General features: G+C 60.3%; 19 protein-coding genes. 7 read left to right on the top strand and 12 right to left on the bottom strand.

The genetic code is table 11. The features are described 5' to 3' along the window. The first annotated feature begins 193 nt into the window (after positions 1-193). The 4 genes from gabT to I9H07_RS22915 all read left to right on the top strand — a co-directional run bounded on the left by gabT (position 194) and on the right by I9H07_RS22915 (position 4,584). Positions 194-1,498 carry a 4-aminobutyrate--2-oxoglutarate transaminase gene (gabT, locus tag I9H07_RS22930; protein ID WP_058392699.1) on the top strand — a complete coding sequence of 435 codons (1,305 nt, stop codon included), beginning with the start codon at positions 194-196 and terminating at the stop codon, positions 1,496-1,498. Between the two features lie 77 nt (positions 1,499-1,575). Then, positions 1,576-2,232 carry an HAD family hydrolase gene (locus I9H07_RS22925; RefSeq protein WP_032606190.1) on the top strand — a complete coding sequence of 219 codons (657 nt, stop codon included), beginning with the start codon at positions 1,576-1,578 and terminating at the stop codon, positions 2,230-2,232. Positions 2,233-2,279: 47 nt separating this feature from the next. Further along, positions 2,280-2,768, top strand: a complete 489-nt coding sequence (locus tag I9H07_RS22920; protein WP_002555947.1) for an Lrp/AsnC family transcriptional regulator — start codon at positions 2,280-2,282, stop codon at positions 2,766-2,768. 319 nt (positions 2,769-3,087) lie between these two features. Continuing rightward, the gene (locus I9H07_RS22915; RefSeq protein ID WP_236426106.1) at positions 3,088-4,584 is read left to right on the top strand and encodes a methyl-accepting chemotaxis protein; all 1,497 of its coding nucleotides are present in this window, start codon (positions 3,088-3,090) and stop codon (positions 4,582-4,584) included. Between the two features lie 15 nt (positions 4,585-4,599). Here the strand turns inward: I9H07_RS22915 and I9H07_RS22910 are convergent, their stop codons facing one another. The 9 genes from I9H07_RS22910 to I9H07_RS22870 form a co-directional block, all read right to left on the bottom strand. After that, entirely contained in the window at positions 4,600-6,183 is a 1,584-nt protein-coding gene (locus I9H07_RS22910; protein ID WP_024672209.1) for an ABC transporter ATP-binding protein, read from the bottom strand. Between the two features lies 1 nt (position 6,184). Next, positions 6,185-7,207, bottom strand: a complete 1,023-nt coding sequence (locus I9H07_RS22905) for an ABC transporter permease (protein ID WP_236425619.1) — start codon at positions 7,205-7,207, stop codon at positions 6,185-6,187. Continuing rightward, on the bottom strand, positions 7,207-8,274 hold the full coding sequence (locus tag I9H07_RS22900; protein ID WP_058392696.1) for a microcin C ABC transporter permease YejB: 1,068 nt from the start codon (positions 8,272-8,274) through the stop codon (positions 7,207-7,209). Before I9H07_RS22900 ends, I9H07_RS22905 begins: the two co-directional genes overlap by 1 nt. A 1-nt stretch (position 8,275) precedes the next feature. Next, positions 8,276-10,159: an extracellular solute-binding protein gene (locus tag I9H07_RS22895; protein WP_236425620.1), complete on the bottom strand. Its 1,884-nt coding sequence runs from the start codon at positions 10,157-10,159 to the stop codon at positions 8,276-8,278. Positions 10,160-10,304: 145 nt separating this feature from the next. After that, on the bottom strand, positions 10,305-13,025 hold the full coding sequence (locus I9H07_RS22890) for a TonB-dependent receptor (protein WP_058824855.1): 2,721 nt from the start codon (positions 13,023-13,025) through the stop codon (positions 10,305-10,307). Positions 13,026-13,229: 204 nt separating this feature from the next. Continuing rightward, on the bottom strand, positions 13,230-13,631 hold the full coding sequence (locus tag I9H07_RS22885; RefSeq protein WP_002555939.1) for an ExbD/TolR family protein: 402 nt from the start codon (positions 13,629-13,631) through the stop codon (positions 13,230-13,232). After that, on the bottom strand, positions 13,631-14,317 hold the full coding sequence (locus I9H07_RS22880) for a MotA/TolQ/ExbB proton channel family protein (RefSeq protein ID WP_032606084.1): 687 nt from the start codon (positions 14,315-14,317) through the stop codon (positions 13,631-13,633). The genes I9H07_RS22885 and I9H07_RS22880 overlap by 1 nt, the downstream gene beginning before the upstream one ends. 71 nt (positions 14,318-14,388) lie before the next feature. Then, positions 14,389-15,213: an energy transducer TonB gene (locus tag I9H07_RS22875; RefSeq protein ID WP_080394603.1), complete on the bottom strand. Its 825-nt coding sequence runs from the start codon at positions 15,211-15,213 to the stop codon at positions 14,389-14,391. A gap of 1,172 nt (positions 15,214-16,385) precedes the next feature. Beyond that, positions 16,386-17,540 carry a cysteine desulfurase family protein gene (locus tag I9H07_RS22870; protein ID WP_236425603.1) on the bottom strand — a complete coding sequence of 385 codons (1,155 nt, stop codon included), beginning with the start codon at positions 17,538-17,540 and terminating at the stop codon, positions 16,386-16,388. 343 nt (positions 17,541-17,883) lie between these two features. Here I9H07_RS22870 and I9H07_RS22865 point away from each other — a divergent pair, with 343 nt between their 5' ends. Both I9H07_RS22865 and I9H07_RS22860 read left to right on the top strand, forming a co-directional pair. Next, on the top strand, positions 17,884-18,354 hold the full coding sequence (locus I9H07_RS22865) for an Lrp/AsnC family transcriptional regulator (RefSeq protein WP_024673691.1): 471 nt from the start codon (positions 17,884-17,886) through the stop codon (positions 18,352-18,354). 83 nt (positions 18,355-18,437) lie between these two features. Beyond that, a complete protein-coding gene (locus I9H07_RS22860) occupies positions 18,438-18,692 on the top strand; it encodes a hypothetical protein (protein ID WP_236425604.1) in 255 nt (84 codons plus the stop codon). Between the two features lie 100 nt (positions 18,693-18,792). On the opposite strand, the gene I9H07_RS22855 is transcribed toward I9H07_RS22860, so the two are convergent. Both I9H07_RS22855 and I9H07_RS22850 read right to left on the bottom strand, forming a co-directional pair. Continuing rightward, positions 18,793-19,467 (bottom strand): HAD family hydrolase, encoded by a 675-nt coding sequence (locus tag I9H07_RS22855; protein WP_236425605.1) that lies wholly within the window; start codon positions 19,465-19,467, stop codon positions 18,793-18,795. A gap of 423 nt (positions 19,468-19,890) precedes the next feature. Continuing rightward, a complete protein-coding gene (locus I9H07_RS22850; protein ID WP_236425606.1) occupies positions 19,891-20,727 on the bottom strand; it encodes a helix-turn-helix transcriptional regulator in 837 nt (278 codons plus the stop codon). Positions 20,728-20,824: 97 nt separating this feature from the next. Here I9H07_RS22850 and I9H07_RS22845 point away from each other — a divergent pair, with 97 nt between their 5' ends. Beyond that, positions 20,825-21,712, top strand: coding sequence for an SDR family oxidoreductase (locus I9H07_RS22845; RefSeq protein ID WP_236425607.1), 888 nt, complete (start codon positions 20,825-20,827; stop codon positions 21,710-21,712). A 142-nt stretch (positions 21,713-21,854) separates the two neighbouring features. Here the strand turns inward: I9H07_RS22845 and I9H07_RS22840 are convergent, their stop codons facing one another. Then, positions 21,855-22,481, bottom strand: a complete 627-nt coding sequence (locus I9H07_RS22840; RefSeq protein ID WP_236425608.1) for an FMN-dependent NADH-azoreductase — start codon at positions 22,479-22,481, stop codon at positions 21,855-21,857. Between the last annotated feature and the right edge of the window lie 60 nt (positions 22,482-22,541).

The following is a 22,541-nucleotide window of genomic DNA, read 5'->3' as shown; positions in this document are numbered from 1 at the left end:
GCCTGAAAAGCAGCGTTATCCGGCAGATTGCATGGCGCTCCGGACGTCTGACGGAATCTGCCGTTTGGTGGGTGAAAAACAGTCGATCTGGACATCTGGAGGGGCAAGTTCGGCGTAGATCATTTCGCTGAACGCTTAACCTGAACAGCATCGCAGCCACCCGCCGGCTGCCCGGCCCATGATAGGTAAAGCCATGAACAGCAAAGTCGACGAAACTCCTCATCTGCTCCGTCAGCGCGAACAGTTTGTGCCGCGTGGCATTGTCACGGCCCACCCGCTGGTCATCGACCGTGCGTTGGGTTCTGAACTGTGGGACGTCGATGGCAAGCGCTATCTGGATTTCGTCGGCGGCATCGGCGTGCTGAACATCGGCCACAACCACCCGAACGTGGTCGCGGCCATCCAGGCACAGCTGACCAAAGTCACCCATGCCTGCTTTCAGGTGGTCTCCTATCAGCCCTATGTCGATCTGGCCAGGCGTCTGAGTCAGATGATTGCCGGTCAGAGCGGCATCGATCACAAGGCGGTGCTGTTCACCTCGGGCGCCGAAGCCGTGGAGAACGCGGTGAAAATTGCCCGCGCTCATACCAATCGCCCGGCGATCATCTCGTTTCGCGGCGGCTTTCACGGTCGCACGCTGCTGGGCACCACGCTGACCGGCATGAGCCAGCCGTACAAACAGAATTTCGGCCCGATGGCGCCGGAAGTGTTCCACACCCCGTACCCCAACGAGTACCGCGGCGTGACCACTGAAGTCGCTCTGGCGGCGCTGCATGAATTGCTGGCGACCCAGGTCGCGCCGGATCGTGTGGCGGCGATCCTCATCGAGCCTGTTCAGGGTGATGGCGGCTTCCTGACCGCGCCGGTCGAATTCATGAAGGCCCTGCGTGCCCTCACCGAACAACACGGCATCGTGCTGATTGCCGATGAAATCCAGTCCGGTTTCGGGCGTACCGGCAAATGGTTCGGCTTCGAGCATTCGGGCATCCAGCCTGATCTGGTGACCGTGGCCAAGAGCCTCGCAGGCGGCATGCCGCTGTCGGGCGTGGTCGGGCGCGCCGAGATCATGGATGCACCGCTTCCGGGCGGTCTGGGTGGCACCTATGGCGGTAATGCGCTGTCCTGCGCCGCTGCGCTGGCGGTGATCGACACCTACGAGCAGGACAACCTGCTTGCGCGTGGCGAACAGTTGGGTGAACACCTGCGGGCCGGTCTGCTCAAGCTCAAGGAGCGTTACAGCTGCATCGGCGACGTGCGCGGCACCGGTTTCATGCTGGCCATGGAAATGGTCAAGGACGACGCAGCCCGCAGCCCGGACGCCGATCTCAATCAGAAGGTCATCGATCAGGCACGTATCGGCGGCCTGCTGGTGATCAAGTGCGGCGTGTACCGCAACGTGCTGCGCTTCCTGGCACCTCTGGTGACCACCGAGCAGCAGATTGATGAAGCGCTGACCATTCTCGATGCTGCTTTGGCACGAGTATTGAAATCCAGCTAAGCACCGGCGGGGTCGCGGTTGTCGCCAGACGTCGCGATCACGGGTGCTGGGATCACGGAATGGAGACGTTGCCTGCCATGGGGCTTATTGATTACCGCGCACTGCTGATCGATTGTGATGAAGTTCTGGTGGATCGTGACTCGGGCGTCTGGTCGGCCTTGCAGCCATTGCTGGATAACGGCCTGAACACGCCCGACAAAGACCGGATACTGACCGAATTCAATGACGTCATCCGCACGCTGTATCCGCGCTTCGACGAACTGGGGTTCAGCGGGCTGCTGTGCTTTGCGCATCGACAACTGGCCGAACGCCTGGGCATCAAGGCGAGTTGGGAGGAGGGCATGACCTTCGCTCGCTCAGTGCCGAACTGGACGCTGTTCGAGGACGCACCCGGCGCGATGCTCTACCTGCGCAAGTTCTATCGGTTGCTGGTGTATGCCGACCGCGACGTGCAGGATCGCAGCCTGCTGTGCGAGCGCTTGGGGCTTGAGCCCGACAGCCTGCTGTCGTTGACCACCCACCCGCTGGACGATCCACGCTGGCTCGCCGAGATGGATCTGGACCCGTGCGAAACCCTGCGGGTCTCGCGTCCCCCGGCCTCGGCGCTGGCTACTGGCGGGCTGTGCCTGATCCGTCGCGGCCGTGAACAGCACCGCCAGCCCTGCACGGCAGACATCTGCATCAACAGCATGGCTGATCTGGTTGCTCAGCATCAGCTGTCTTTACGGCGCTGATTTTGCTAGAAGGTAGGCACCGTGAATGGCAATGCATGAGGTAGGTAATGGAAGGCTTGGTCAAACTGGATCGGATTGATATCAATATCCTGGTAGAACTCCAGAAAGACGGGCGCATGACCAACGTCAGCCTGGCCGATGCCGTCGGACTTTCCGCGAGCCCTTGCCTGCAACGCGTCAAACGTCTGGAATCCGCAGGCTACATCTCCAGCTACAAAGCGCACCTCAACCTCGCAAAAATCACAGAATCGGTCACCGTATTCACGGAAATCTCCCTGAGCGACCACAAGCGCGAAGACTTCGCCAAATTCGAAGCGAATATTCGCCATGTTGACGAAGTGCTGGAGTGCCACCTGATCAGCGGCGGCTACGACTACCTGGTGCGCTTCATGACTCGCAGCATTCAGCATTATCAGGAAGTGATCGAAGAACTGCTGGACAAGAACATCGGCATCTCCAAGTACTTCAGCTACATCGTCATCAAATCCCCGGTCATGAAAGACGGCGTGCCACTGCGCAAACTGCTGCGGCATTGAAACGCTGATCAAGAGCGGACGCAGAGCGTCCAGAACGGCGTTACCACGCTGGAGCGCGGGAACGATCGTCAGAGAGCACTATCGTTCCTCACGCTCCAGCGTGGGAATGCCTTGGGTGACGCTCCGCGTCACGGATCTGCGTCGCGCCGCGGGCTGAAGGCCTGAGTGATGAGGGTGTCGCGACATTGGCTGAATAATATATTTCTGAATCTATGGCAGAAGCTATTCTCTGCGCAGGGCTTTGGCCGGGCTTTTGCTCGTGAATACCGGACACCGACAAGGCTTCCCTGTCGTAATGCACTTCAAAAGGATGTGTTAGATGCGCGTAGCCCCTCGGTTTCTGGAACATTACCGCAAGGCTGACCGGATCATGCTGGGTCTGATCTGGCTATTGTTTGTGTACGCGCTGGGGCTGGCGTTCTGGTTTGATACGTTCACCCAGGCGGTGGTGGTAGGTGGTGGCACCGCTGTGGTGCTGACCGCGCTGTATCGCGTCATTGGCGGCACCCGAATGATGCGCTGCTGCATGGGCGTCGGGCTGATGGTCATGACCGCACTGCACATCAATCAGACACACGGGCAGGTCGAGATACACTTCGGCATCTTCGTCTTGCTGGCCGTGCTGACCTTCTACCGCGACTGGCTGCCGATTGTGGTCGCGGCCGTCACCATCGCCCTGCACCACATCGGTTTCCATGCCTTGCAGCATTCCGGCTACCCGGTTTACGTCATGCACCACGGTTTTGGCTGGAGCATGGTGCTTGTGCATGCGGTGTATGTGGTTGTTGAAAGCGCGATTCTGGTCTATCTGGCCGTGCAGAATCAGGCCGAGGCGGTCGAGAACCAGGACATGCTCGATCGCATGCTGGCCACCACCAACAAGTTCTCCCCGGATAGCCAGACCAGTGAGCGTTCGGCCAAACGCGTGCCGCTGGCGCAGCGGTTCGAGCAGTTTCTGGCGCAGATTACCGGCCTGGTCGACGGTGTGGTGCGCGACACACGCGGGCTTGGCGAACTGGGTCATGACCTCGCCAAGGCCAGCGGCACGCTGGAAACCGGTGCGCAGCATCAGTTGAGCGAGATCGCTCGCATGACCGGCGCCATGCAGCGCATGGGGGATGCCATGAACGACATCTCCGGCCACGTTGCGCAAGCGGTACAGCGTGCCGATGACGCCAGCGAGCAGGTCGCCCACGGGCGGGACAGCGTCGACCGCGCGCAAAGTGAAATCACCCAGCTTGCCGCGCGCATCAACACCACCGATGTCACTGTGCAGGCGCTCGCCAATCAGTCAGAACAGATCGGCAAGGTGCTGGACGTGATTGGCAGCATTGCCGAGCAGACCAATCTGCTGGCGCTCAACGCGGCGATTGAAGCCGCGCGCGCGGGTGAGCAGGGCCGGGGCTTTGCGGTGGTGGCGGACGAGGTGCGCAGCCTGGCGCAGCGCACGGCGACGTCCACCAAGGAAATCCAGACCATTATCGAAGACCTGCAAAGCGGCAGTCGCCAGGCCGCCACAGCCATGAGCGACAGCCTGCAAGGCGTCGGCCGGTGTGTGGAAAACAGCCAGCGTGCGTCGGAATCCCTGCGCTCGGTGGGTGAAGGCATCGGTCATATCACCCGGCTCAACGGCCTGATTGCCACGACCACCGAACAGCAGGCCGCTGCCAGCCGCGAAATTGCCGATCAGTTGCGCTCGGTGCAGACCATCGCCGAGCACACCGCGGCCAATATCGGTGTGCTGGCGACCAGCAGCCAGAGCCTGTCGCCGCTGGCTATACGCCTGGAAGCGTTGGGCCAGAGCTTTCACTCGTAGCTTTCGGCCCCGGCCTCAGGCAAACACCAGCCCTGACGAGCGCAGCAGTTCCTGAGTGTAGGCCTGCTGCGGCGCGGCGAAGATCTCGCGGGACGGGCCTTGTTCGACCACTTTTCCGTCCTTGATCACGATCAGGTCATGGGCCAGCGCATGAACCACCGCCAGGTCGTGGCTGATGAACAGATAGGTCAGGCCATGACGGATTTGCAGGTCGCGCAGTAAGGCCACGATCTGCTTTTGCACCGTGCGGTCGAGCGCGGAGGTCGGCTCGTCCAGCAGGATCAGATCCGGTTCGAGCACCAGCGCGCGGGCGATGGAGATGCGCTGGCGCTGGCCACCGGAAAACTCATGCGGGTAACGATGCCGGGTGGCCGGGTCGAGCCCTACTTCCTGCAGGACCCGAATCACTGTCTGCTCACGCTCTTTGGGCGTGCCGATGCGATGCGTCACCAGCCCTTCGGCGATGATCTGCTCCACGGTCATACGCGGGCTGAGGCTGCCGAACGGGTCCTGAAACACCACCTGCAACTGGCGGCGCAACGGGCGCATCAGGTGCTGGCTGTGCAGGCTCAGTTCCTTGGTGCCGAAACGGATGCTGCCCTCTGAGTCGATGAGCCGCAAAATCGCCTGACCCAGCGTCGATTTGCCCGAGCCCGACTCGCCGACGATGCCCAGTGTCTTGCCCTTGAGCAGTTCGAAACTCACCCCGTCCACCGCCTTCACGTACTGCGGCTCACGCTTGAACCACGCTTTGCCCAGCGGGAACCAGACTTTCAGGTCCTGCACCGACAACAGCGTGTTGCTGTGCGTGGACGGCACCGGCTCGCCGTCCGGTTCGGCGTTGATCAGCAAGCGGCTGTAAGGGTGCTGCGGGCTGTCGAACAGCGTCTGGCAATCGGCCTGCTCGACGATCTCGCCTTCGCGCATCACACAGACCCGCTGGGCGATGCGGCGTACCAGATTGAGGTCGTGACTGATCAGTAACAGCGACATGTTCAGCCGCTGTTGCAGGGATTTGAGCAACTCCAGAATCTTTACCTGCACGGTCACATCCAGCGCCGTGGTCGGCTCGTCGGCGATCAGCAGGTCGGGCTCGTTGGCCAGCGCCATGGCGATCATGACGCGCTGGCGTTGCCCGCCCGAGAGTTGATGCGGATACGCTTTAAGACGTGACAGCGGGTCACGAATGCCGACCAGTTCCAGCAGCTCCAGGGTTCGGCTCAGCGCGGGCTTGCCCTTCAGACCCTTGTGGGTGACGAGGATTTCGCCAATCTGCTTTTCGACCGTGTGCAGCGGGTTTAGCGAACTCATGGGCTCCTGAAAAATCATCGCCACCCGATTACCGCGCAGGCTGCGCAGCTGCTTGTCGCTGGCAGTCACCAGGTCCAGCCCGTCGTAACGAATCGAGCCCTGTGTGCTGACCGTTTTGGCGGGCAGCAAACGCAGGATCGAATGCGCGGTTACCGACTTGCCCGAGCCGGATTCGCCCACCAGCGCCAGGCATTCGCCACGGCGGATATCCAGGCTGACGCCATGCACCACTTCGTTGCCGTTGAAGGCGACCCGCAGGTCGCGAATTTCAATCAGGTTGTCTTGCATGTCAGCTCCGAGGATCAAACGCGTCGCGGCAGGCTTCGCCGATGAACACCAGTAGCGAAAGGATCAGGGCCAGCACCACGAACGCGGTCAGGCCCAGCCAGGGCGCTTGCAGATTGCGCTTGGCTTCGCCGATCAGTTCGCCCAGCGAAGCGCTGCCCGCCGGCATGCCGAAACCGAGAAAATCCAGCGCGGTGAGGGTGGCGATGGCACCGGTGATGATGAACGGCAGGTAAGTCAGGGTGCTGGTCATCGCGTTGGGCAGAATGTGCCGCCACATCAGTGCGGCATCGGTCAGGCCCAGTGCGCGCGCGGCTTTCACGTACTCCAGGTTGCGCCCGCGCAAAAACTCGGCACGCACCACGTCGACCAGCGACAGCCAGGAGAACAGCGCCATGATCCCCAGCAGCCACCAGAAATTCGGTGATACGAAGCCGGACAGAATGATCAGCAGATACAGCACCGGCAAACCCGACCAGATCTCCTGAATGCGCTGGCCGATCAGGTCGGTCATGCCGCCGTAGTAACCCTGAATCGCTCCGGCGCAGACCCCGATCACGGTGCCGATCACCGTCAGTAGCAACGCGAACAGGATCGAAATCCGCGCCCCGAACAGCACCCGTGCGAGTACATCGCGAGCCTGCTCGTCGGTGCCCAGCCAGTTGATTCCGTCAGGCGGGCTGGGTGACGGCGCGTCCAGATCGTAGTTGATGGTGTCGTAGCTGAACGGGATGGGCGCGAACAGCATCCAGCCGTTTTTCGCGGCGATCAGCTTGCGCACGTAGTCACTGGAGTAGTCCGGTTCGAAGGGCAGTTCGCCGCCGAAGTCGGTTTCCATGTAAGTGTGCAACACCGGGTAATACATCTGACCGTCGTAGCGGATCAGCAAGGGTTTGTCGTTGGCGATCAGCTCGCCGCACAGGCACACCAGCAGCAAGCCAACGAAGATCCACAACGACCACCATCCGCGCCGGTTGGCCTTGAACAGATCGAAGCGGCGCCGGGTCTGGGGAGAGAACTCGAACATCAGGCGCTCCTCGCGGAAAAATCGATGCGCGGGTCGACCAGCGTGTAACACAGGTCACCAATCAGTTTGATCAGCAGGCCGAACAGCGTGAACAGAAACAGCGTGCCGAACACGATGGGGTAGTCACGCGAGACGGCCGCTTCGTAACTCATGCGCCCCAGGCCGTCGAGGCCGAAGATGGTTTCGATCAGCAGCGAGCCGGCGAAGAACACCTCGATCAGCGCCTGCGGAATGCCGGCGATCACCAGCAACATTGCGTTGCGAAACACATGGCCGTACAGCACACGATGCTCGGTCAGGCCCTTGGCCCGGGCCGTGACCACGTACTGGCGGCTGATCTCGTTGAGGAAGCTGTTCTTGGTGAGGATGGTCAGCGTGGCGAACCCGCCGATCACCAGCGAACTGACCGGCAGCACCAGGTGCCACAGGTAGTCTTTCACTTTGCCCCAGGCGCTCAGGCTGTCGAAGTTTTCCGAGAACAGCCCCTGCGCCGGAAACCAGCTCAGGTAGCTGCCCCCGGCGAACACCACGATCAGCAGAATGGCAAACAGAAACGCGGGTGTTGCATAGCCGATGATCACCAGTGTGCTGCTCCACACATCGAACGCGCTGCCATGCCGCACCGCCTTGCGAATGCCCAGCGGGATGGAAATCAGGTAAGTGATCAAGGTCGCCCAGAGCCCGAGTGACAGCGACACCGGCAGCTTTTGCGCAATCAGTTCGGTGACCGGCGCGCCACGAAAGAAGCTGGTGCCGAAGTCCAGTTGTGCGTAGTTCTTGAGCATCAGCCAGAGCCGTTCGTGCATCGGCTTGTCGAAACCGTAGTGTTGTTTGATCTGCTCGATCAGCGCCGGGTCCAGCCCGCGTGTGCTGCGGCTGGCGGTGCCGGAGGCAGCCACTTCACCGCCGCCGCCACCCACACCGTTGGGGCTGAAACCCTGAATGCGGGCGATGGCCTGTTCGACCGGCCCGCCGGGCGCGGCCTGCACGATCAGGAAGTTCACAATCAGAATCGCCAGCAGCGTGGGGATGATCAGCAGCAGGCGTCGAATCACGTAAGCCAGCATCTCAATGCTCCTTCGCAGCGGTGGTCTTGCCGGTGAGCGCAGCGGCCTGCGCGTTGGTCAGCGGCGTCGGGCTGATCTGCCACCAGCTTTCCAGGCCCACGTCGTAGATCGGCGCGACGTCGGGCATGCCGAAGCGGTTGGCGTACACCAGCGGTATGCCTTTGGAGTAGTAGTTGGGAATCATGTAGTAGCCCCATTGCAGGACCCGATCCAGCGCACGGGCGTAGGTCACCATTTCGTTGCGCGTGTTGGCGTTCACCAGCCCGTCGATCAGCGTGTCCACCGCCGGGTTGCGCAGCACTATGGCGTTTGAGCTGCCCACTTCGGTGGCGCTTTGCGAGCCGAACAGGTTGTACAGTTCACGGCCTGGGGAAATGACGGGATTGCCGTTCTTTGGCAGGTTGACCACGATCATGTCGTAGTCACGGGCGTTGAGCCGGTTGATGTATTGCGCCGAATCGATACGCAGGAAGTCCAGGGTAATGCCGATCTGTGCCAGGGTACGTTTGAACGGCAGAATCAGACGGTCGAAACCACCTTGGCCGTCGAGAAAACTGAACACCATCGGCTCGCCCGCAGCATTGACCAGCTTGTTGTCTTTCGGGTGCCAGCCGGCTTCGGCCAGCAGTTTGAGGGCCTGTAGTTGTTTGTCACGGATGTAACCGCTGCCGTCGGTCCTGGGCGGCTGATAGACCTGCGTGAACACCTCGTCCGGCACCTGACCGCGCAATGGCTCAAGAATCTTCAGTTCGGCGGGCGTCGGCAGTTCGGTGGCGGCCATGTCGCTTTTCGGGAAGTAACTCTGTTCGCGCACGTAGAAATTGCGCATGACCCGCCGATTGATCCAGTCGAAATCCCACAGCAGCGACAGCGCCTTACGCACGCGGCGGTCCTTGAAGACCGGCTTGTCCAGATTGAACACGAAGCCCTGCGCGGCGACCGGACGTTGCTGAGCGGCGATGCGTTTTTGCAGGCGCCCGTCGTCAATCGCCGGGCCGCTATAGCCGACCACGAAGCCGGACGAGGAATACTCGCGGTTGTAATCGAACGTCCCGGCCTGGAGCAGCTGGCGAGCAATTTCCGTGTCGCCGTAGTAGTTCACGGCCAGGGTGTCGAAGTTGTACAGACCACGGCTGACCGGCAGGTCTTTGCCCCACCAGTCCTTGACCCGTTCGAAGGTCACGCTGCGCCCGGCGTCGACCTTGGCGACCCGGTACGGTCCGTTGCCCAGCGGCGGCTCGAAACCGCCGCCGTTGGCGAAGTCGCGGGTCTTCCACCAGTGCTGCGGCAGGATGTGCAGGCTGGCAATGTCCAGCGCCAGCATGCGGTTGAGGTTGTTCTTGAAGTCGAAGCGAATCTGTAGCGGCGCCTCGATGGTCACCGCTTTGACGTCGGCGAACATGGGGCGATAGCTGAAGCTGGCCTTGGTGGTCATCAGCTCGAAGGTGTAGCGCACGTCTTCTGCAGTGACGGGCGTGCCGTCCTCGAAACGCGCCTTGGGGTTGAGGAAAAAACGAATCCACAGACCGTCAGGGTCCATCTCCATTTTTTCCGCGATCAATCCATAAACAGTGTACGGCTCGTCCAGCGAGCGATAGGCCAAGGGTGAGTACACCCAGCTATCGACCTCGCGCACATTGATGCCCTGATCGACGTAAGGGTTGAGGTAGTTGAACTGGCCGATCTCTTCCGCCGAGCGCGTCAGCGAACCGCCTTTGGGGGCGTTCGGGTTGACGTAGTCGAAGTGCTGGAAGCCAGCCGGGTATTTCGGTGCCTCGCCATAGACAGTCAAGGCGTGAGTCGGCGCGGCCTGCGCGACTTGCCAGCCACTGCACAGCGCTACACCCAGAATCAGGCGCCGCAAAAAACGGGTATGACGCAACATGATGGGGCTTTCCTCATACGCACTGAATGACCCTGAGTCGCGAAAAAGCCCCCGGCCGGGGAAGGTGGATGAAACCTGGGCCGGAGGGGGCGAGCTCGCAATCTGACGTGGCCCACGGAGCGTGGTGTGGGCCGCGTCGTCACACTCAGAAGTGGTAAGTCGCGCGTGCGAACAGGGTGCGGCCCAGCGGGTCGGCGTAACGAGGGTCGTAGCCGGACTGGAAGTTGTAGGCCTGGTTGGAGAACGGCGGGGTGCGGTCGAACAGGTTGCGTACACCGGCGTCGATATCCAGCACCTTTTCAAAGGTGTGGCCGACCGACATGTCCCACAGCGCATACGACGCGACCCGAGCGTTGGTGGTGCGGTCATAGTCGTTGTAACCGCTGGTGAAGCGGTTGGTGAGGGACGCGCGGGTGTCGCCCAGCGACCAGGTGCCGGTCAGCACGTGCTTCCAGCGCGAGATCACGCCGTCGCCCTGGAAGTCGCCCACTTTGTCGGTATACGGGCCGTCGATGATGTTCTGGAAGTCATAACGGGTGACGTAAGTGCCAGTCATGCCCAGACCGAACTGGCCGTAAGGCGTGTTCGGAAAGCGATAGTCGAGGGACACATCGATACCGCTGGTTTTGACGACACCCAGGTTGGCGTTGCCGGTCACGATGTTGGCAATCGAGCCATCGGCGGCGCGAACGTAGCGGTCGGCGTAGGTGTTCGGGTCATCGAACACGGTCGACTCGGGGAACGACTGAATCTGGTTGGAGATGTGAATCCACCAGAAATCCAGCCCCATCGACAGGTTGCTGACTGGCTGATAGACGAAGCCCAGGGTCATGTTGCGGGCTTTTTCCGGGGCCAGCTCCGTGTTGCCACCGCTGTTGTTGAGGAACTGCTGCTGGCAGTCGCGACCGGCGTTACCGCCTGGTTGCACGGTGCCACCCGCACACAGTACCGGGTCGTTGTAATAGCCTTGGGTGTAGCTCAGGTTTCGCGGCGCATACAGCTCATAGAGCGACGGCGCACGGAAGCCTTCGCTGTAGGCACCACGAACCACCAGTTGCTTGAACGGCTGATAGCGGAACGAGTACTTGGGGTTGGTGGTGCTGCCGAAGTCGCTGTATTTGTCATGACGAACAGCTGCGGTCAGCTCAAGGCTGTCCAGTACGGGTACGTTAAGTTCGGCGTATTCGGCTTTGACACTGCGGTCGCCTTCTACGCTGCCGGCTGCGTCCAGACCCAGGCTGCTGATGTCGTTGACGAAGGGGTCGAAGTCCTGGTGCATCTTTTCCTTGCGGTATTCGCCGCCCAGCGCCAGCCCGGCAGGGCCTGCACCAAACCAGTCGCCGACTTCCCGGCTGATACGCGCATCCAGGCCGGCTACCCGGCCTACGGCGCTGGAATACTGGCCGTGGTACTCGTTGGCATCGATCAACGCCTGCCCTGCGGCAGTTTGCGGCCCGAACGGATTGAGTACGCCGTTAGCCAGACCCTGACGCATTGCCGAGTCGCTGACAAAACCGCTGTCGACCGAGGAAAGGACCTTGTTCTGGTTGTATGACGCGCCGACGTTGTAGTCCCAGCCGCCTACCAGACCGTCGAAATTCAGCAGGAAACGCTGGCTGGTGTTCTGGTCGCTTGACCCACGTGCGCCCGCTGCGGTTTCCCGCCAGGCGGTGCTGACCGGTTGCGTCGGGTCAAGGGTGAAATCGGTGGGTGCCGGGGTAATGCCGTTGCCGGGGTAGAACGGCGACGACGCGTCCAGCGACAAACCGGTGAGGGGCGCAGGGCCAATGCCGGTCTGGTTGTTGTTGCGCGCCCAGAAGTATTCGAGGCTGACGTTGTGATCGTCGGCCAGCTTGCCGGTGGCCTTGCCGAAGAACGAGGTTTTCTCGGTCTGCGGGATCAGGTCGATGTATTCGCGGGTGCTGAAGCGGCAGATGCCATTGCTGGCGATCAGGTTAGGCCCGTTGCAGTTTCTGCCCAGCGGGTTGCCCGAGTTATCGCCCTGATAATAGTTGGCCGGGTAGGCCGTGCCGGAGGTCTGGTTGAGCCCGCGACCGGGCTGGTAGTCGTTGGCAAACGAACGGTCGTTGGCATCCAGATTCTGCTGCTTGTTGTAGTTGAATACGCCCATGACGTTGAAGCGGTCCTGCTCCAGATCACCGAAGCCCCAGCTGCCGCTCATGTCCTTGCTGGCACCGCCACCGCTGGCGGTAGGCGTGTCGCCGCCCAGGGTCAGGGTGCCGTCGGTCAGGGATTTCTTGGTGATGAAGTTGATCACGCCGCCGATGGCGTCGGTGCCGTACAGCGCCGAGGCGCCGTCACGCAGTACTTCGACACGGTCGATGGCGGCGAACGGAATCATGTTCAGGTCGATGGCGCTGCCGTTGGGCGTGCCCACACCCGAGATCGCATTGTTGGCCAGACGGCGGCCGTTGAGCAGCACCAGCGTCTTGTTCGCGCCGATGCCGCGCATGTCGGCGAAGGACGCGCCGCCGGTGCTGGCGCCGATCGAGCCTGCGCTGTTCTGGATCGACTGGCTGCCGGTGATGCGCTGGACCATCTCCTGAGTGGTGGTCACGCCCTGTTTCTTCAGGTCGTCGGCGCGCAGGATGGTAATCGGTACTGCGGTTTCGGCATCGACCCGGCGGATCGCCGAACCGGTCACTTCGACGCGTTGCAATTGAGTCGTGGCAGGCACAACCGCTGCACTGGAGGACACGGCCGAGCCGCTGGTGTCCGCATCGACGGCGTCTGCCGCCTGAGCACCGCTCATGCCCATGGCCAATGCACAGAGCAGGGCACGTGGATGACGCCGGACCGCGAGGGCCAGTGGTTTGAGGGTGCAACCGGGAAGATTCATCAGCATGGTTAGTTCCGACTTGATCCAGACATTTATTGAAATGGCCTTGTGAGCCCTCTGTTCCCGACGCGGTTGTGCCGAGCGGGTATTCCACTTCTCTTTTTCCAGCAAGCCGCTCCCCTCCAGGGGCTTTTCAGCCCACGGACGACCGCATTAACGGGAGTCGGGTCAGACGGCTTCGCGCGGCGAAGCCCTCAAATCAATCGCGATTCATTTCGCTGTCATGACGGATATCTTCGTAATGCCGGAGCGTTCGATGGAGGCCATGGCCTTGGCCACCTGGCCGTAGTTCACGGCGGTGTCGGCCTGTAGCTGAACGCGGATTTCCGGGTCCTTGGCCTTTTCGTCCTGCAGGCTTTTCTCCAGCAGTTCCGGGGCGATTTCCGATTTGGCGAGGTAGAACTTGCCGTCCTGATCCACGCTGACCACCACCGGGTTCTTCTTCTCGGCAGGCGCGACCGCATCGGTCTTGGGCAGATTGACCTTGATGGCGTTGGTCATCAGCGGCGTGGTGACGATGAACACCACCAGCAGCACGAGCATTACGTCGACCAGCGGCGTGACGTTCATTTCGCTGAGTACTTCATCGCTGTCTTGAGTGGAGAACGACATTAGCTGGCCTCCCGAACGGCATGGCCGTTCTTGCTGGCGATGGGCTGACGCGTGACGGCAAAGGCGCTGCGCTGGGCGAGGGCGTCGAAGTCGTGGGCGAAGTCATCCATGTCGGCCACGGCGAGCTTGAGGCGGCGCAGGAAGAAGTTGTAGATCAGCACTGCCGGCACTGCGACGGCGATACCCACGCCGGTGGCGACCAGTGCGTGACCGATTGGGCCGGCGACCGCTTCAAGGCTGGCCGAGCCGGTCACGCCGATGCTTTGCAGCGCTTCCATGATCCCCCAGACCGTACCGAACAGACCGATGAAGGGCGCGGTGCTGCCGATACTGGCGAGAATCGCCTGGCCACTTTCCAGCGCGCGACGTTCTTTTTGTATCTGCTGGCGCAGGTTGCGTTCCAGACGGTCCGAGCGGTTGATGGTGTGGGCCAGTTGCTGGGTGGTGCGCGGCGCGTCATCGACCGCCATCGCCTCGAAACCGCTGTTGGCAATACGCGCCAGGGCGCCGGGGTATTGCGCCGAGTGTTCGGCCGCGGTGAGCAGGTCCGGCGCACTCCAGAACGCCTTGGTGAACTGTTTGTTCTGGGACTTCTGGCGGACGTACTGCGCCGACTTGATCAGCAACAGGGCCCAACTCAATACGGAAAACACAATCAAGGCCCAGAGCACGGCCGGGACGATCATGGAAGAGAGCGATGCGTTCATGGTTTAAACCTCACCAGCTTTAAATGAATTGTCGGTTGTCATGCGCCGGATCATTCCGGCAGCTTGAAGTCGATGGTCTGCGTCGCGAAGCCTTCAATCGGCGTATCGCCACGCTTGGCCGGGATAAACTTCCAGTTGCGCACGGCCTCTACGGCCGCATCGTCCAGTGCCGGTTTGCCGCTGGATTTGGTCACCTCGACCGACCCTGCGCGGCCGTTGGGCAGCACCTTGATGCGCAGCACCACGCGGCCTTCCCAACTGCGACGCAGCGCCAGCCCCGGATATTCCGGTGGCGGGTTACCCAGGCTGGCGAGCCCGGATACCGCAGCGCTTTCCTTGGCCGGAGCCGGTGGCGCGGCAGGTGCCGGAGGTGCAGGCGCAGGTGTTGGCGGCGCAGGCGGGCTCGGCGCGGCGGCAGGCGTTGGCGCAGGCGGCGTTGGCTTTTTCACCGGTTCGACTTTCTTGACCGGCTTGGGCTTCTCGACCTTCGGCTTCTCCACCGGCTTGGGTGGCGGCTCCACCGCGTCCGGGTCCTCGACCGGCTGTTCCGGCTCGGGTGGTGGCGGCGGGGGAGGTGGCGGAGGTGGTGGCTCGGGCGGCGGTGGTTCTGGCGCAGGCGGCGTCGGGCTGGTCAGTTCAATGGTCATTTCTGGAACTTGTGGTGCAACTTCCGGCAGCTCGGGCTGCGCAGTTTGCATGTACCACCAGATAACACCGTGGATAAGTACCGACGCAGCAATCAACACCATGACTTGCGGCTTGTTAACGCCGCCCGGGCGTGACGTATTGGCTTTGAAAGGGATGCCCTGCCACGCCGTCGACATTTCATCGGGCGATGGACCGGGGACCGCTTTCATTATTACCGCATCATTCATTAACGCTCCCTCGGGTAGTTGAAGGGCAATAAAAGTCCGTTCGAATATTTGATGAATATTCGATTGCTGGATATCCGCACGTTAGTCAGGTGCATGACACCCTTGAGCCTTGACGCAGTCACAGGCTCAAACAGGGCAACGAGTTCTCAACTAGGGCGTTCGCATTACTGATCCTTGTTTTCTTATCGTCGTGTACGCAGACGTACCGTCGTGTTCCTGAATGGATACATTGCAACCGTTGTGCCAGAAGGCTCTAGCGCCTGGCGCGGATTCAGTGTCCGTGTCGCATTCCTGTAACTATTTATCGATTGCAGCGTTCGGCTGGTTAGAAGCTGTTTATATGATGGACATTTGAAATGGATCTGCAGATGAAAGTATCCCCTCTGCTCATTCAGACGAATTGGAAAAGCATGACCTGTTGGTCAGTTTTCTGGATGCACCAATAAGGCTTGTCGGTGATCACGTTGGTGCATTAGTTGGTTATTCGCTCAAAGACAGACACTCCTGGTGTGTGTGATCGATAAAGGTATTGAAATAAAGAGCCACCGAAGGAAGATGGCCTGGATGAACCAATCCAATAAAAAGGTCCGACAGTCGTTGCCGGTTAGTTGACGTAACTTTCAGGCGCAAAAGCGGCCTGCTCTTATTGCGCGCGCAGGTAACCAGGCCCTGATTAATCAATCAGAACATCCAGAAAGAGGCGCGAAGGTTTTTACGTAAAAAAGTGCCGGGTTTTCAGACAGTCGCCAACGGGCACGGCACAGGATGAAGCAACCGGACAGGTCTGGTCGACGTCAACCGATAGTTCGAAGGCGGGTCGTCGGTGCAGCACGGGTTTGCAACGGTACTCATCTGGCACAGCTAGATTCCTTTCCTGGTGAGGCGCGAGACTCGTGATCGGGCGCCTGCACTGTTTATGAACGTTTTGGCATTCGTGGACTGCACGTTGGTGCGTGTAAGCCCCCCTTGAATGCTGCGAGCACCATTGGTTTATGGCACGACCGTTCCACAAGAAAGAACTGTGCCAATTTGTGTCTTTTTGTATCAGGAGATTTACATTTTCATTTAGCTGCAAGCTGCAAGCTGCAAGCTATAAGACAGAAGCTTAGGTTTGGGGGCGAAGAAAGGCGGGGAGCCGCCCGCTGGACGGGCGGCTTCAGAGGCTGTGTAAATTACCAGAACGCGGCAGGCGCGCTGAGTGCTTTGCTGAACACCTCAATGGCGCGCTCGACATCGGCCTGCGTGGTGTAGCGGCCCAGGCTGACCCGCACGCTGGCGAGCGCTTTCGCAGGCTCCAGCCCGAGAGCCAGCAGCACATGTGAAGGCGCATTACTCGCCGAGTTGCACGCGGACGTCGAGGACAGCGCCAGGCTGTGCGACACCTGCGAACTGCTGAAACCGCTGCGGGTGATGCACAGATTCAGAGTGTGCGGGATGCGCTGCTCAGGACAGCCATTGAGGTGTACGTCCGGCAGGGCCAGCAGGCCTTCGCGCAAATGACTGCTCAGTTCCTCGATACGACGGTTTTCAGCGTCGGCCTTGCCGATCGCCAGCGCAAAGGCCGTGCCCATGCCGACGATCTGATGCGTTGCCAGCGTTCCCGAACGAAAGCCGCCTTCGTGCCCGCCGCCATGGATCTGCGCCTGCAACAGCGAATGCGCACGGGGGCCGACATACAGCGCGCCGATGCCCTTTGGGCCATAAGCCTTGTGTGCCGAGAACGACATCAGATCCACGGCCAGGCTGGCCAGATCGACGTTCACCTTGCCGACCGCCTGCGCAGCGTCCACATGAAACAACGCCCCGTGTTCACGCACCCGTTCGCCAATGCGGGCAATATCGGTCAGCGTGCCCAGCTCGTTGTTCACCAGCATCAACGACACCAGCAGCGTGTCTTCACGCAAAGCCGCCTGAACGGCCTGCGGCTGGATCAGCCCTTGCGCGTCGGGCTTCAACCAGGTGACAGGAAAGCCCTGGCGCTCCAGTGTGCTGACGGTATCGAGCACCGCCTTGTGTTCCAGCACGCTGGTAATAATGTGCCGGCGCTGCGCGCTGGCATCATGAGCAATGCCTTTGATCGCCAGGTTATTGGACTCGGTCGCGCCGGAGGTCCAGACAATGGTATCGACCGGTGCGCCTACCGCATCAGCCACCTGACGCCGCGCCTGTTCGACAGCCTGACGCGCGACCTGCCCGTAACCATGCCCGCTGGACGCCGGATTACCGAAATGACCTTCGCGGCCCATGCAGGCAACCATGGCTTCGATCACCTGTTCGTCGACAGGCGTGGTAGCGGCGTAATCCAAATAGAGCGCAGAGGTGGTCATGGGCAATTCACTTTGTCATCGAGTCAGAATCAGGGGCTGGCCTGCAAGGCCGATTGCCTGAAAGATTACTGATGCGCGAGGCGAATTTTTTTGATATTTGCTCGGGTATGAAGAGTGAATGCGAAAAAATATTCGCTTTGGCTTGGATTAATACGATTAAAAATTCTAGGATGCTGCGTCAGGCAGTAAATCGGAGCCAGACACCTATCATTCCGCACGCTCTGCGTCCAATCCCAAGACATAGGGTGCTGCATAGAGGTGTGACGCGGAGCGTCACGACAGGCATTCCCACGCGGAGCGTGAGGAACGATCAATGTAGGGCGACTAAATCAGGAAACAGCTAATGGACAAGTTCGACCGGGCAATCCTCGACATCCTGCAAACCGACTGCACGCGCTCGGTCGCCGACATCGCCGAACGCATCGGGCTGGGCAGCACCGCCTGCTGGCGACGAATCCAGAAACTGGAAGAAGCCGGCATCATCGATCGTCGCGTCGCGCTGCTCAATCCACAGCGCCTGAACGTATCAGTCAGCGTCTTCGCCGCCATCCGTACCAATCAGCACAACGCCGCCTGGCTGGAACAGTTCCACGCCGCTGTCGGCGACCTGCCCGAAGTGGTCGAGTGCTATCGCATGGCCGGCGACACCGACTACATGTTGCGCATCGTAGTGGCTGATATCGCGGGTTACGACGCCGTCTATAAACAGTTGATCAGCATCCCCGGTATCAGCGACGTAAGCTCCAGCTTCGCCATGGAACAGATCAAATTCACCACCGGCCTGCCGCTGCAATACGCCTCGTTTGGCGGATGAGCATCGTCGCGTTCATCAATTGAATCGAACCCTCAGCCCCACGCCACGTCCACCTTCTTTGGCAAACGAAAAAGGTGGCTGACATGACGACCGATCCCATACTCACCGATCACGTACCGAAAGAAGACCCCTCCAGCCCGGAACTCGGCCAATACGACCGCGAAGCCGACCCGGTCCTGGCCATGAACTCGAACAAACCCGGTGTCAGTTCGAAAACGGGCGATGAAGTGAAAAAGCGTACTGAGAAAGATGAGGCCTATGACGAGGGTGAACCGGAAGTGGATCCGGACGACCCGGATAGTGTGGCGGATGAAGGTGGCGGTGTTTTGCCTGGGTGAGACAGTACACACCTGGCGCAGAGGTGGTGTAACAGCTCAAATGTGTTCATGCAGGGGACGTTGAGCTGCTCACCAGGTTGGGAAGGATGAACCCGATCTTTCAAGGGCGAGAAGCAATCTCGTCCAGGTGATTCAGCAAATCCAGCGGGTCTTCATACACCCTCAAAGCACCCGTCCGCTCAAGCTCGCCAATGTCATAGCCACCCGAGAGCAGGCCGACGCCGGTTGCCTTGCAGCGCCTTGCCGCCAGCATGTCCCAGATCGCATCGCCGATCACCAGGCACTCATCAATCGGGGCGCCTATCTTCTGCGCAGCCGCCAGGAACAGGTCAGGGTCCGGCTTGCCGTAGCTCACGTCATCGCGCGTCACAATGTTGATCTTGTTGATATCCAGTTTCAGCGCTTTCAGGTTGATCGTGGCCGTATCGATACCGCCGCTGGTGGCGATGCACCACTTCAGGTTTTCCTTGTCGAGCGTCTCCAGCAACTCGACCGCGCCCGGCAGCGCAATGATCTGCCCCTGTAGCCGCTCGTAAGCCTGTGCATGTTTTTCGCTAAGCCGCTCGGCTTGCTCATCGGTGATGCTCAAGCCGGTTTCACGCGACAACGATTTCAACATCAGCCCGCCGCTCATGCCGATCTTGCGATGAATACGCCACATCGCAAGCGGGATACCTTCTGCATCCAGTGCTTCTTTCCAGGCAGCAACGTTCTGGTAAACGCTGTCGGTCAGCGTGCCGTCCAGGTCGAAAATGAACGAGGTTTGAGGTCTCATGGGGTTACTCTTTTTGAATTCGGATTGACCCTCTGGCAAGGTCCGGAGCCTTGTGGGCGACACCTGTGCGTCAGTATCGGGAATGCCGCTGAGGCTTCAAATACGGCGTTGCCAGATGGTAGGGAAAGGGTTGAGTTTTGAGGTCACGAGCTTTCGAGTGCTTGATGAAGCGGGGGTTCGATCTTTTGGGCCGCAGAGCGTCGCACGATAGTTGAGATTTATCGTTCCCTACGCTCCAGCGTGGGAATGCAGTTCTCGACGCTCTGCGTCGCAAAAGGATGCGCCGCGCCGCTTGATCAAGACTGAACGCAGAGCGTCGCACGATAGTTGAGATTTATCGTTCCCTACGCTCCAGCGTGGGAATGCAGTTCTCGACGCTCTGCGTCGCAAAAGGACGTGCCGCGCCGCTTGATCAAAGGCGCGTCAACGCTCTGCAGCCTCACCTTCCAAATGCCCCTCCACCAGCGCCCGAACCCGCTCCGCGTCATCAGGGGTAACCGGGTTGTAAACAATCATCGACAGATCCGGCCGGCCATCTACGGCAAAGCCTGAATACTCCAGCTCAATGAGCCCGTGAACCGGGTGCCGCAAACGCTTGGTTCCTTCGCCTTGCAGACGCACATCGTTGTCACGCCACAGCGCAGCAAAATCGGCGCTCAGAATGCATAGCTCGTTGGCAAGTTCACTGAGTTCCGAGGACGCCCCGGCACGTGTGGCGTCTGCTCTGAATGCGGCGACGATAAAGCGCGCCACAGCCTGCCAGTCATCCTGTTTTGCACGTGTGCCAGGGTTGCAGAACATCAGGCGCAGAATGTTGCGCTGTTCCACCGGCAGCAGGCTGTAGTCAGTAAACACGGCCGCCGCCGCGTTGTTCCAGGCCAGAACATCCCACGTAGCCGTTTTGATGAACGCAGGGCTGAACGCGAGGGTATCCAGAATGCGTTGCAAGCGCGGCGATACGCCCTCGGGCGCAGAATAAACAACCTCAGGAAGATGACCGAAGGCGAGCATGAACAGGTGTTCCCGCTCGGGTTCGGTCATCAACAGACTTTGCGCGATCCGGTCCAGCACTTGGGCAGACGGTGCGCCACCGCGTCCTTGTTCCAGCCATGTGTACCAGGTGGCGCTGATATTGGCGCGCTGCGCAACTTCCTCTCGACGCAAACCCGGAGTGCGTCGACGCGTGTTGGAAAACCCCAGGCTTGCAGGGTCCAGACGCGCCCGGCAATCCTTCAAATACGTCCCCAGCGAGTTTGCCATGATGATCCTGTTGGTTCTTATACCCTGATAACGTCACGTCTTTTACCGGATAAACGTTACGCGCACTCTGCTCGCTTCAGCAAAGAGAGATTTAACCATGCGCGTATTTCTTACCGGCTCAACAGGCTTTATTGGCGCTCAAGTAGCCCGAGAACTTATCCACGCAGGCCACCAGGTACTGGGGCTGACACGCTCGGAGGCCGGTGCTCGTGCGCTGATGGCGATAGGCGTAGAACCCCATCGCGGCAACATCGAAGACCTGCCCAGCCTCCAAAGTGGCGCCGAACAATGCGACGCAGTGATTCACACCGCGTTCGATCACGATTTCGCCCACTTCGTCGCCAACTGCCAGAAGGACTCGCGTGTCATTACAGCCTTGGGCTCAGCGCTGGACGGTTCCGAGCGCCCGCTGATTATCACCTCCAGCACCGCAATGGGTTCGGCAGCGCCAGGACACGCCGCTGACGAAGATCACTTCGACCCCAGCCACCCCAATCCCCGAGTAGCCTCGGAACTGGCCGGGCAGGCGCTGTTGCAACGCGGGGTCAACGTGGTCGTCATGCGGCTGTCGCAGATTCACAACCCGGTTAGACAAGGTCTGGTGACCGAAGTCATCAAGCAGGCGCGGGAAAAAGGTTTTTCAGCCTATATCGATGAAGGCCTCAATCAGTGGTCCGCTGCTCACCTTGAAGACACTGCGCGCCTGTATCGCCTTGCACTGGAGAAACACCAGCCAGGGGCTCGCTACCATGCGACGGCCGAGTCGGGTATTGCGTTTCGCTTGATTGCCGAGGCTATTGGAGAAGGGCTGGGTGTGCCTGCGGTTTCGGTGTCCGCGCATGAGGCTGCTGCGAGTTTTGGCTGGCTGTCGGGTTTTGCGGGTAAGGATATGAGCAGCTTGAGTAACAAGACCCGCGAGCGCTTGGGGTGGCAGCCAAGTGGACCGGATTTGCTCGCGGACTTGGGGAGTTGTTTGAAGGGATAGTGCATGGCGGCGGGCGACCCTGCGGTCGCAGTCCGCTAAACAGCCTGTGTTTTCCGCCCCACCAGTACGCTGCCGGATTTCTCTGCGCAGCACCTCTCAGCAGCGGCAGAGCGTCCTGCCCCATACATCAACCGCTAACGTTTCATACCAGATCCGCAGCCAGCTTCGAAGCCTCGGCCAGCGCTGCGGTAAAATTGGCGTCTGCCGTCGCAGGGTCCGCGAGCGTTGCTTCTGACAGCACCGCGTCAACGGCAGTAATACCCACCATCCGTGCCCAGGTTCTGAGGTATGCGACCTGATGATCGTACGCTTCAACAGGGAAGTCTTCCCCAAGTGCTACCCCGCGAGTGGCAAACACCACCACCTTCTTGCCTTTAAGCAGACCCCGCATGCCTTGGGCATCGAACTCGAACAGCACGCCGCGCTGGGACACTGCGTCAATCAAATGCTTAAGGCGATAGGGAATACCGAAGTTCCACATAGGCACGCTGAAAAGGATGACGTCGGCTCGGTGGAAACGCTCGCCCAATGCATGGATTTGCTTCCACACAGCCTGTTGCTCCGCGCTCATTTGCAAGCCTTGGAGGTCTGCATACTTGGCATTCAGTGCTGGGCCGTCGAAGGGCAAAAGATCGGTCGTCCAGACGTCCAGGACATCTACGCTGGCTTCAGGATGCAGCGAGGTCAAGGTCTCAAGATAGCGCGAGGCCAGTTTCAGGGACGCTGAGCGCTCCCCGCGTGGGGAGCTGGCGATGTGGAGAATATGCATTGATTTATTCCAGGTGGGCAGCCGCAGAAGTGATTCAATTTAGTCCATCAGGCGGATGCT

This window comes from Pseudomonas syringae (assembly GCF_023278085.1).
Taxonomy (GTDB): domain Bacteria; phylum Pseudomonadota; class Gammaproteobacteria; order Pseudomonadales; family Pseudomonadaceae; genus Aquipseudomonas; species Aquipseudomonas syringae_Q.
This window is presented reverse-complemented; position numbering and strand designations above follow the sequence as displayed.

Bases quoted from the DNA above. Each gene is read 5' to 3' on its own strand.
- gabT (WP_058392699.1), top strand. From the start codon at position 194: ATGAACAGCAAAGTCGACGAAACTCCTCATCTGCTCCGTCAGCGCGAA.
- I9H07_RS22925 (WP_032606190.1), top strand. From the start codon at position 1,576: ATGGGGCTTATTGATTACCGCGCACTGCTGATCGATTGTGATGAAGTT.
- I9H07_RS22920 (WP_002555947.1), top strand. From the start codon at position 2,280: ATGGAAGGCTTGGTCAAACTGGATCGGATTGATATCAATATCCTGGTA.
- I9H07_RS22915 (WP_236426106.1), top strand. From the start codon at position 3,088: ATGCGCGTAGCCCCTCGGTTTCTGGAACATTACCGCAAGGCTGACCGG.
- I9H07_RS22910 (WP_024672209.1), bottom strand. From the start codon at position 6,183: ATGCAAGACAACCTGATTGAAATTCGCGACCTGCGGGTCGCCTTCAAC.
- I9H07_RS22905 (WP_236425619.1), bottom strand. From the start codon at position 7,207: ATGTTCGAGTTCTCTCCCCAGACCCGGCGCCGCTTCGATCTGTTCAAG.
- I9H07_RS22900 (WP_058392696.1), bottom strand. From the start codon at position 8,274: ATGCTGGCTTACGTGATTCGACGCCTGCTGCTGATCATCCCCACGCTG.
- I9H07_RS22895 (WP_236425620.1), bottom strand. From the start codon at position 10,159: ATGTTGCGTCATACCCGTTTTTTGCGGCGCCTGATTCTGGGTGTAGCG.
- I9H07_RS22890 (WP_058824855.1), bottom strand. From the start codon at position 13,025: ATGCTGATGAATCTTCCCGGTTGCACCCTCAAACCACTGGCCCTCGCG.
- I9H07_RS22885 (WP_002555939.1), bottom strand. From the start codon at position 13,631: ATGTCGTTCTCCACTCAAGACAGCGATGAAGTACTCAGCGAAATGAAC.
- I9H07_RS22880 (WP_032606084.1), bottom strand. From the start codon at position 14,317: ATGATCGTCCCGGCCGTGCTCTGGGCCTTGATTGTGTTTTCCGTATTG.
- I9H07_RS22875 (WP_080394603.1), bottom strand. From the start codon at position 15,213: ATGAATGATGCGGTAATAATGAAAGCGGTCCCCGGTCCATCGCCCGAT.
- I9H07_RS22870 (WP_236425603.1), bottom strand. From the start codon at position 17,540: ATGACCACCTCTGCGCTCTATTTGGATTACGCCGCTACCACGCCTGTC.
- I9H07_RS22865 (WP_024673691.1), top strand. From the start codon at position 17,884: ATGGACAAGTTCGACCGGGCAATCCTCGACATCCTGCAAACCGACTGC.
- I9H07_RS22860 (WP_236425604.1), top strand. From the start codon at position 18,438: ATGACGACCGATCCCATACTCACCGATCACGTACCGAAAGAAGACCCC.
- I9H07_RS22855 (WP_236425605.1), bottom strand. From the start codon at position 19,467: ATGAGACCTCAAACCTCGTTCATTTTCGACCTGGACGGCACGCTGACC.
- I9H07_RS22850 (WP_236425606.1), bottom strand. From the start codon at position 20,727: ATGGCAAACTCGCTGGGGACGTATTTGAAGGATTGCCGGGCGCGTCTG.
- I9H07_RS22845 (WP_236425607.1), top strand. From the start codon at position 20,825: ATGCGCGTATTTCTTACCGGCTCAACAGGCTTTATTGGCGCTCAAGTA.
- I9H07_RS22840 (WP_236425608.1), bottom strand. From the start codon at position 22,481: ATGCATATTCTCCACATCGCCAGCTCCCCACGCGGGGAGCGCTCAGCG.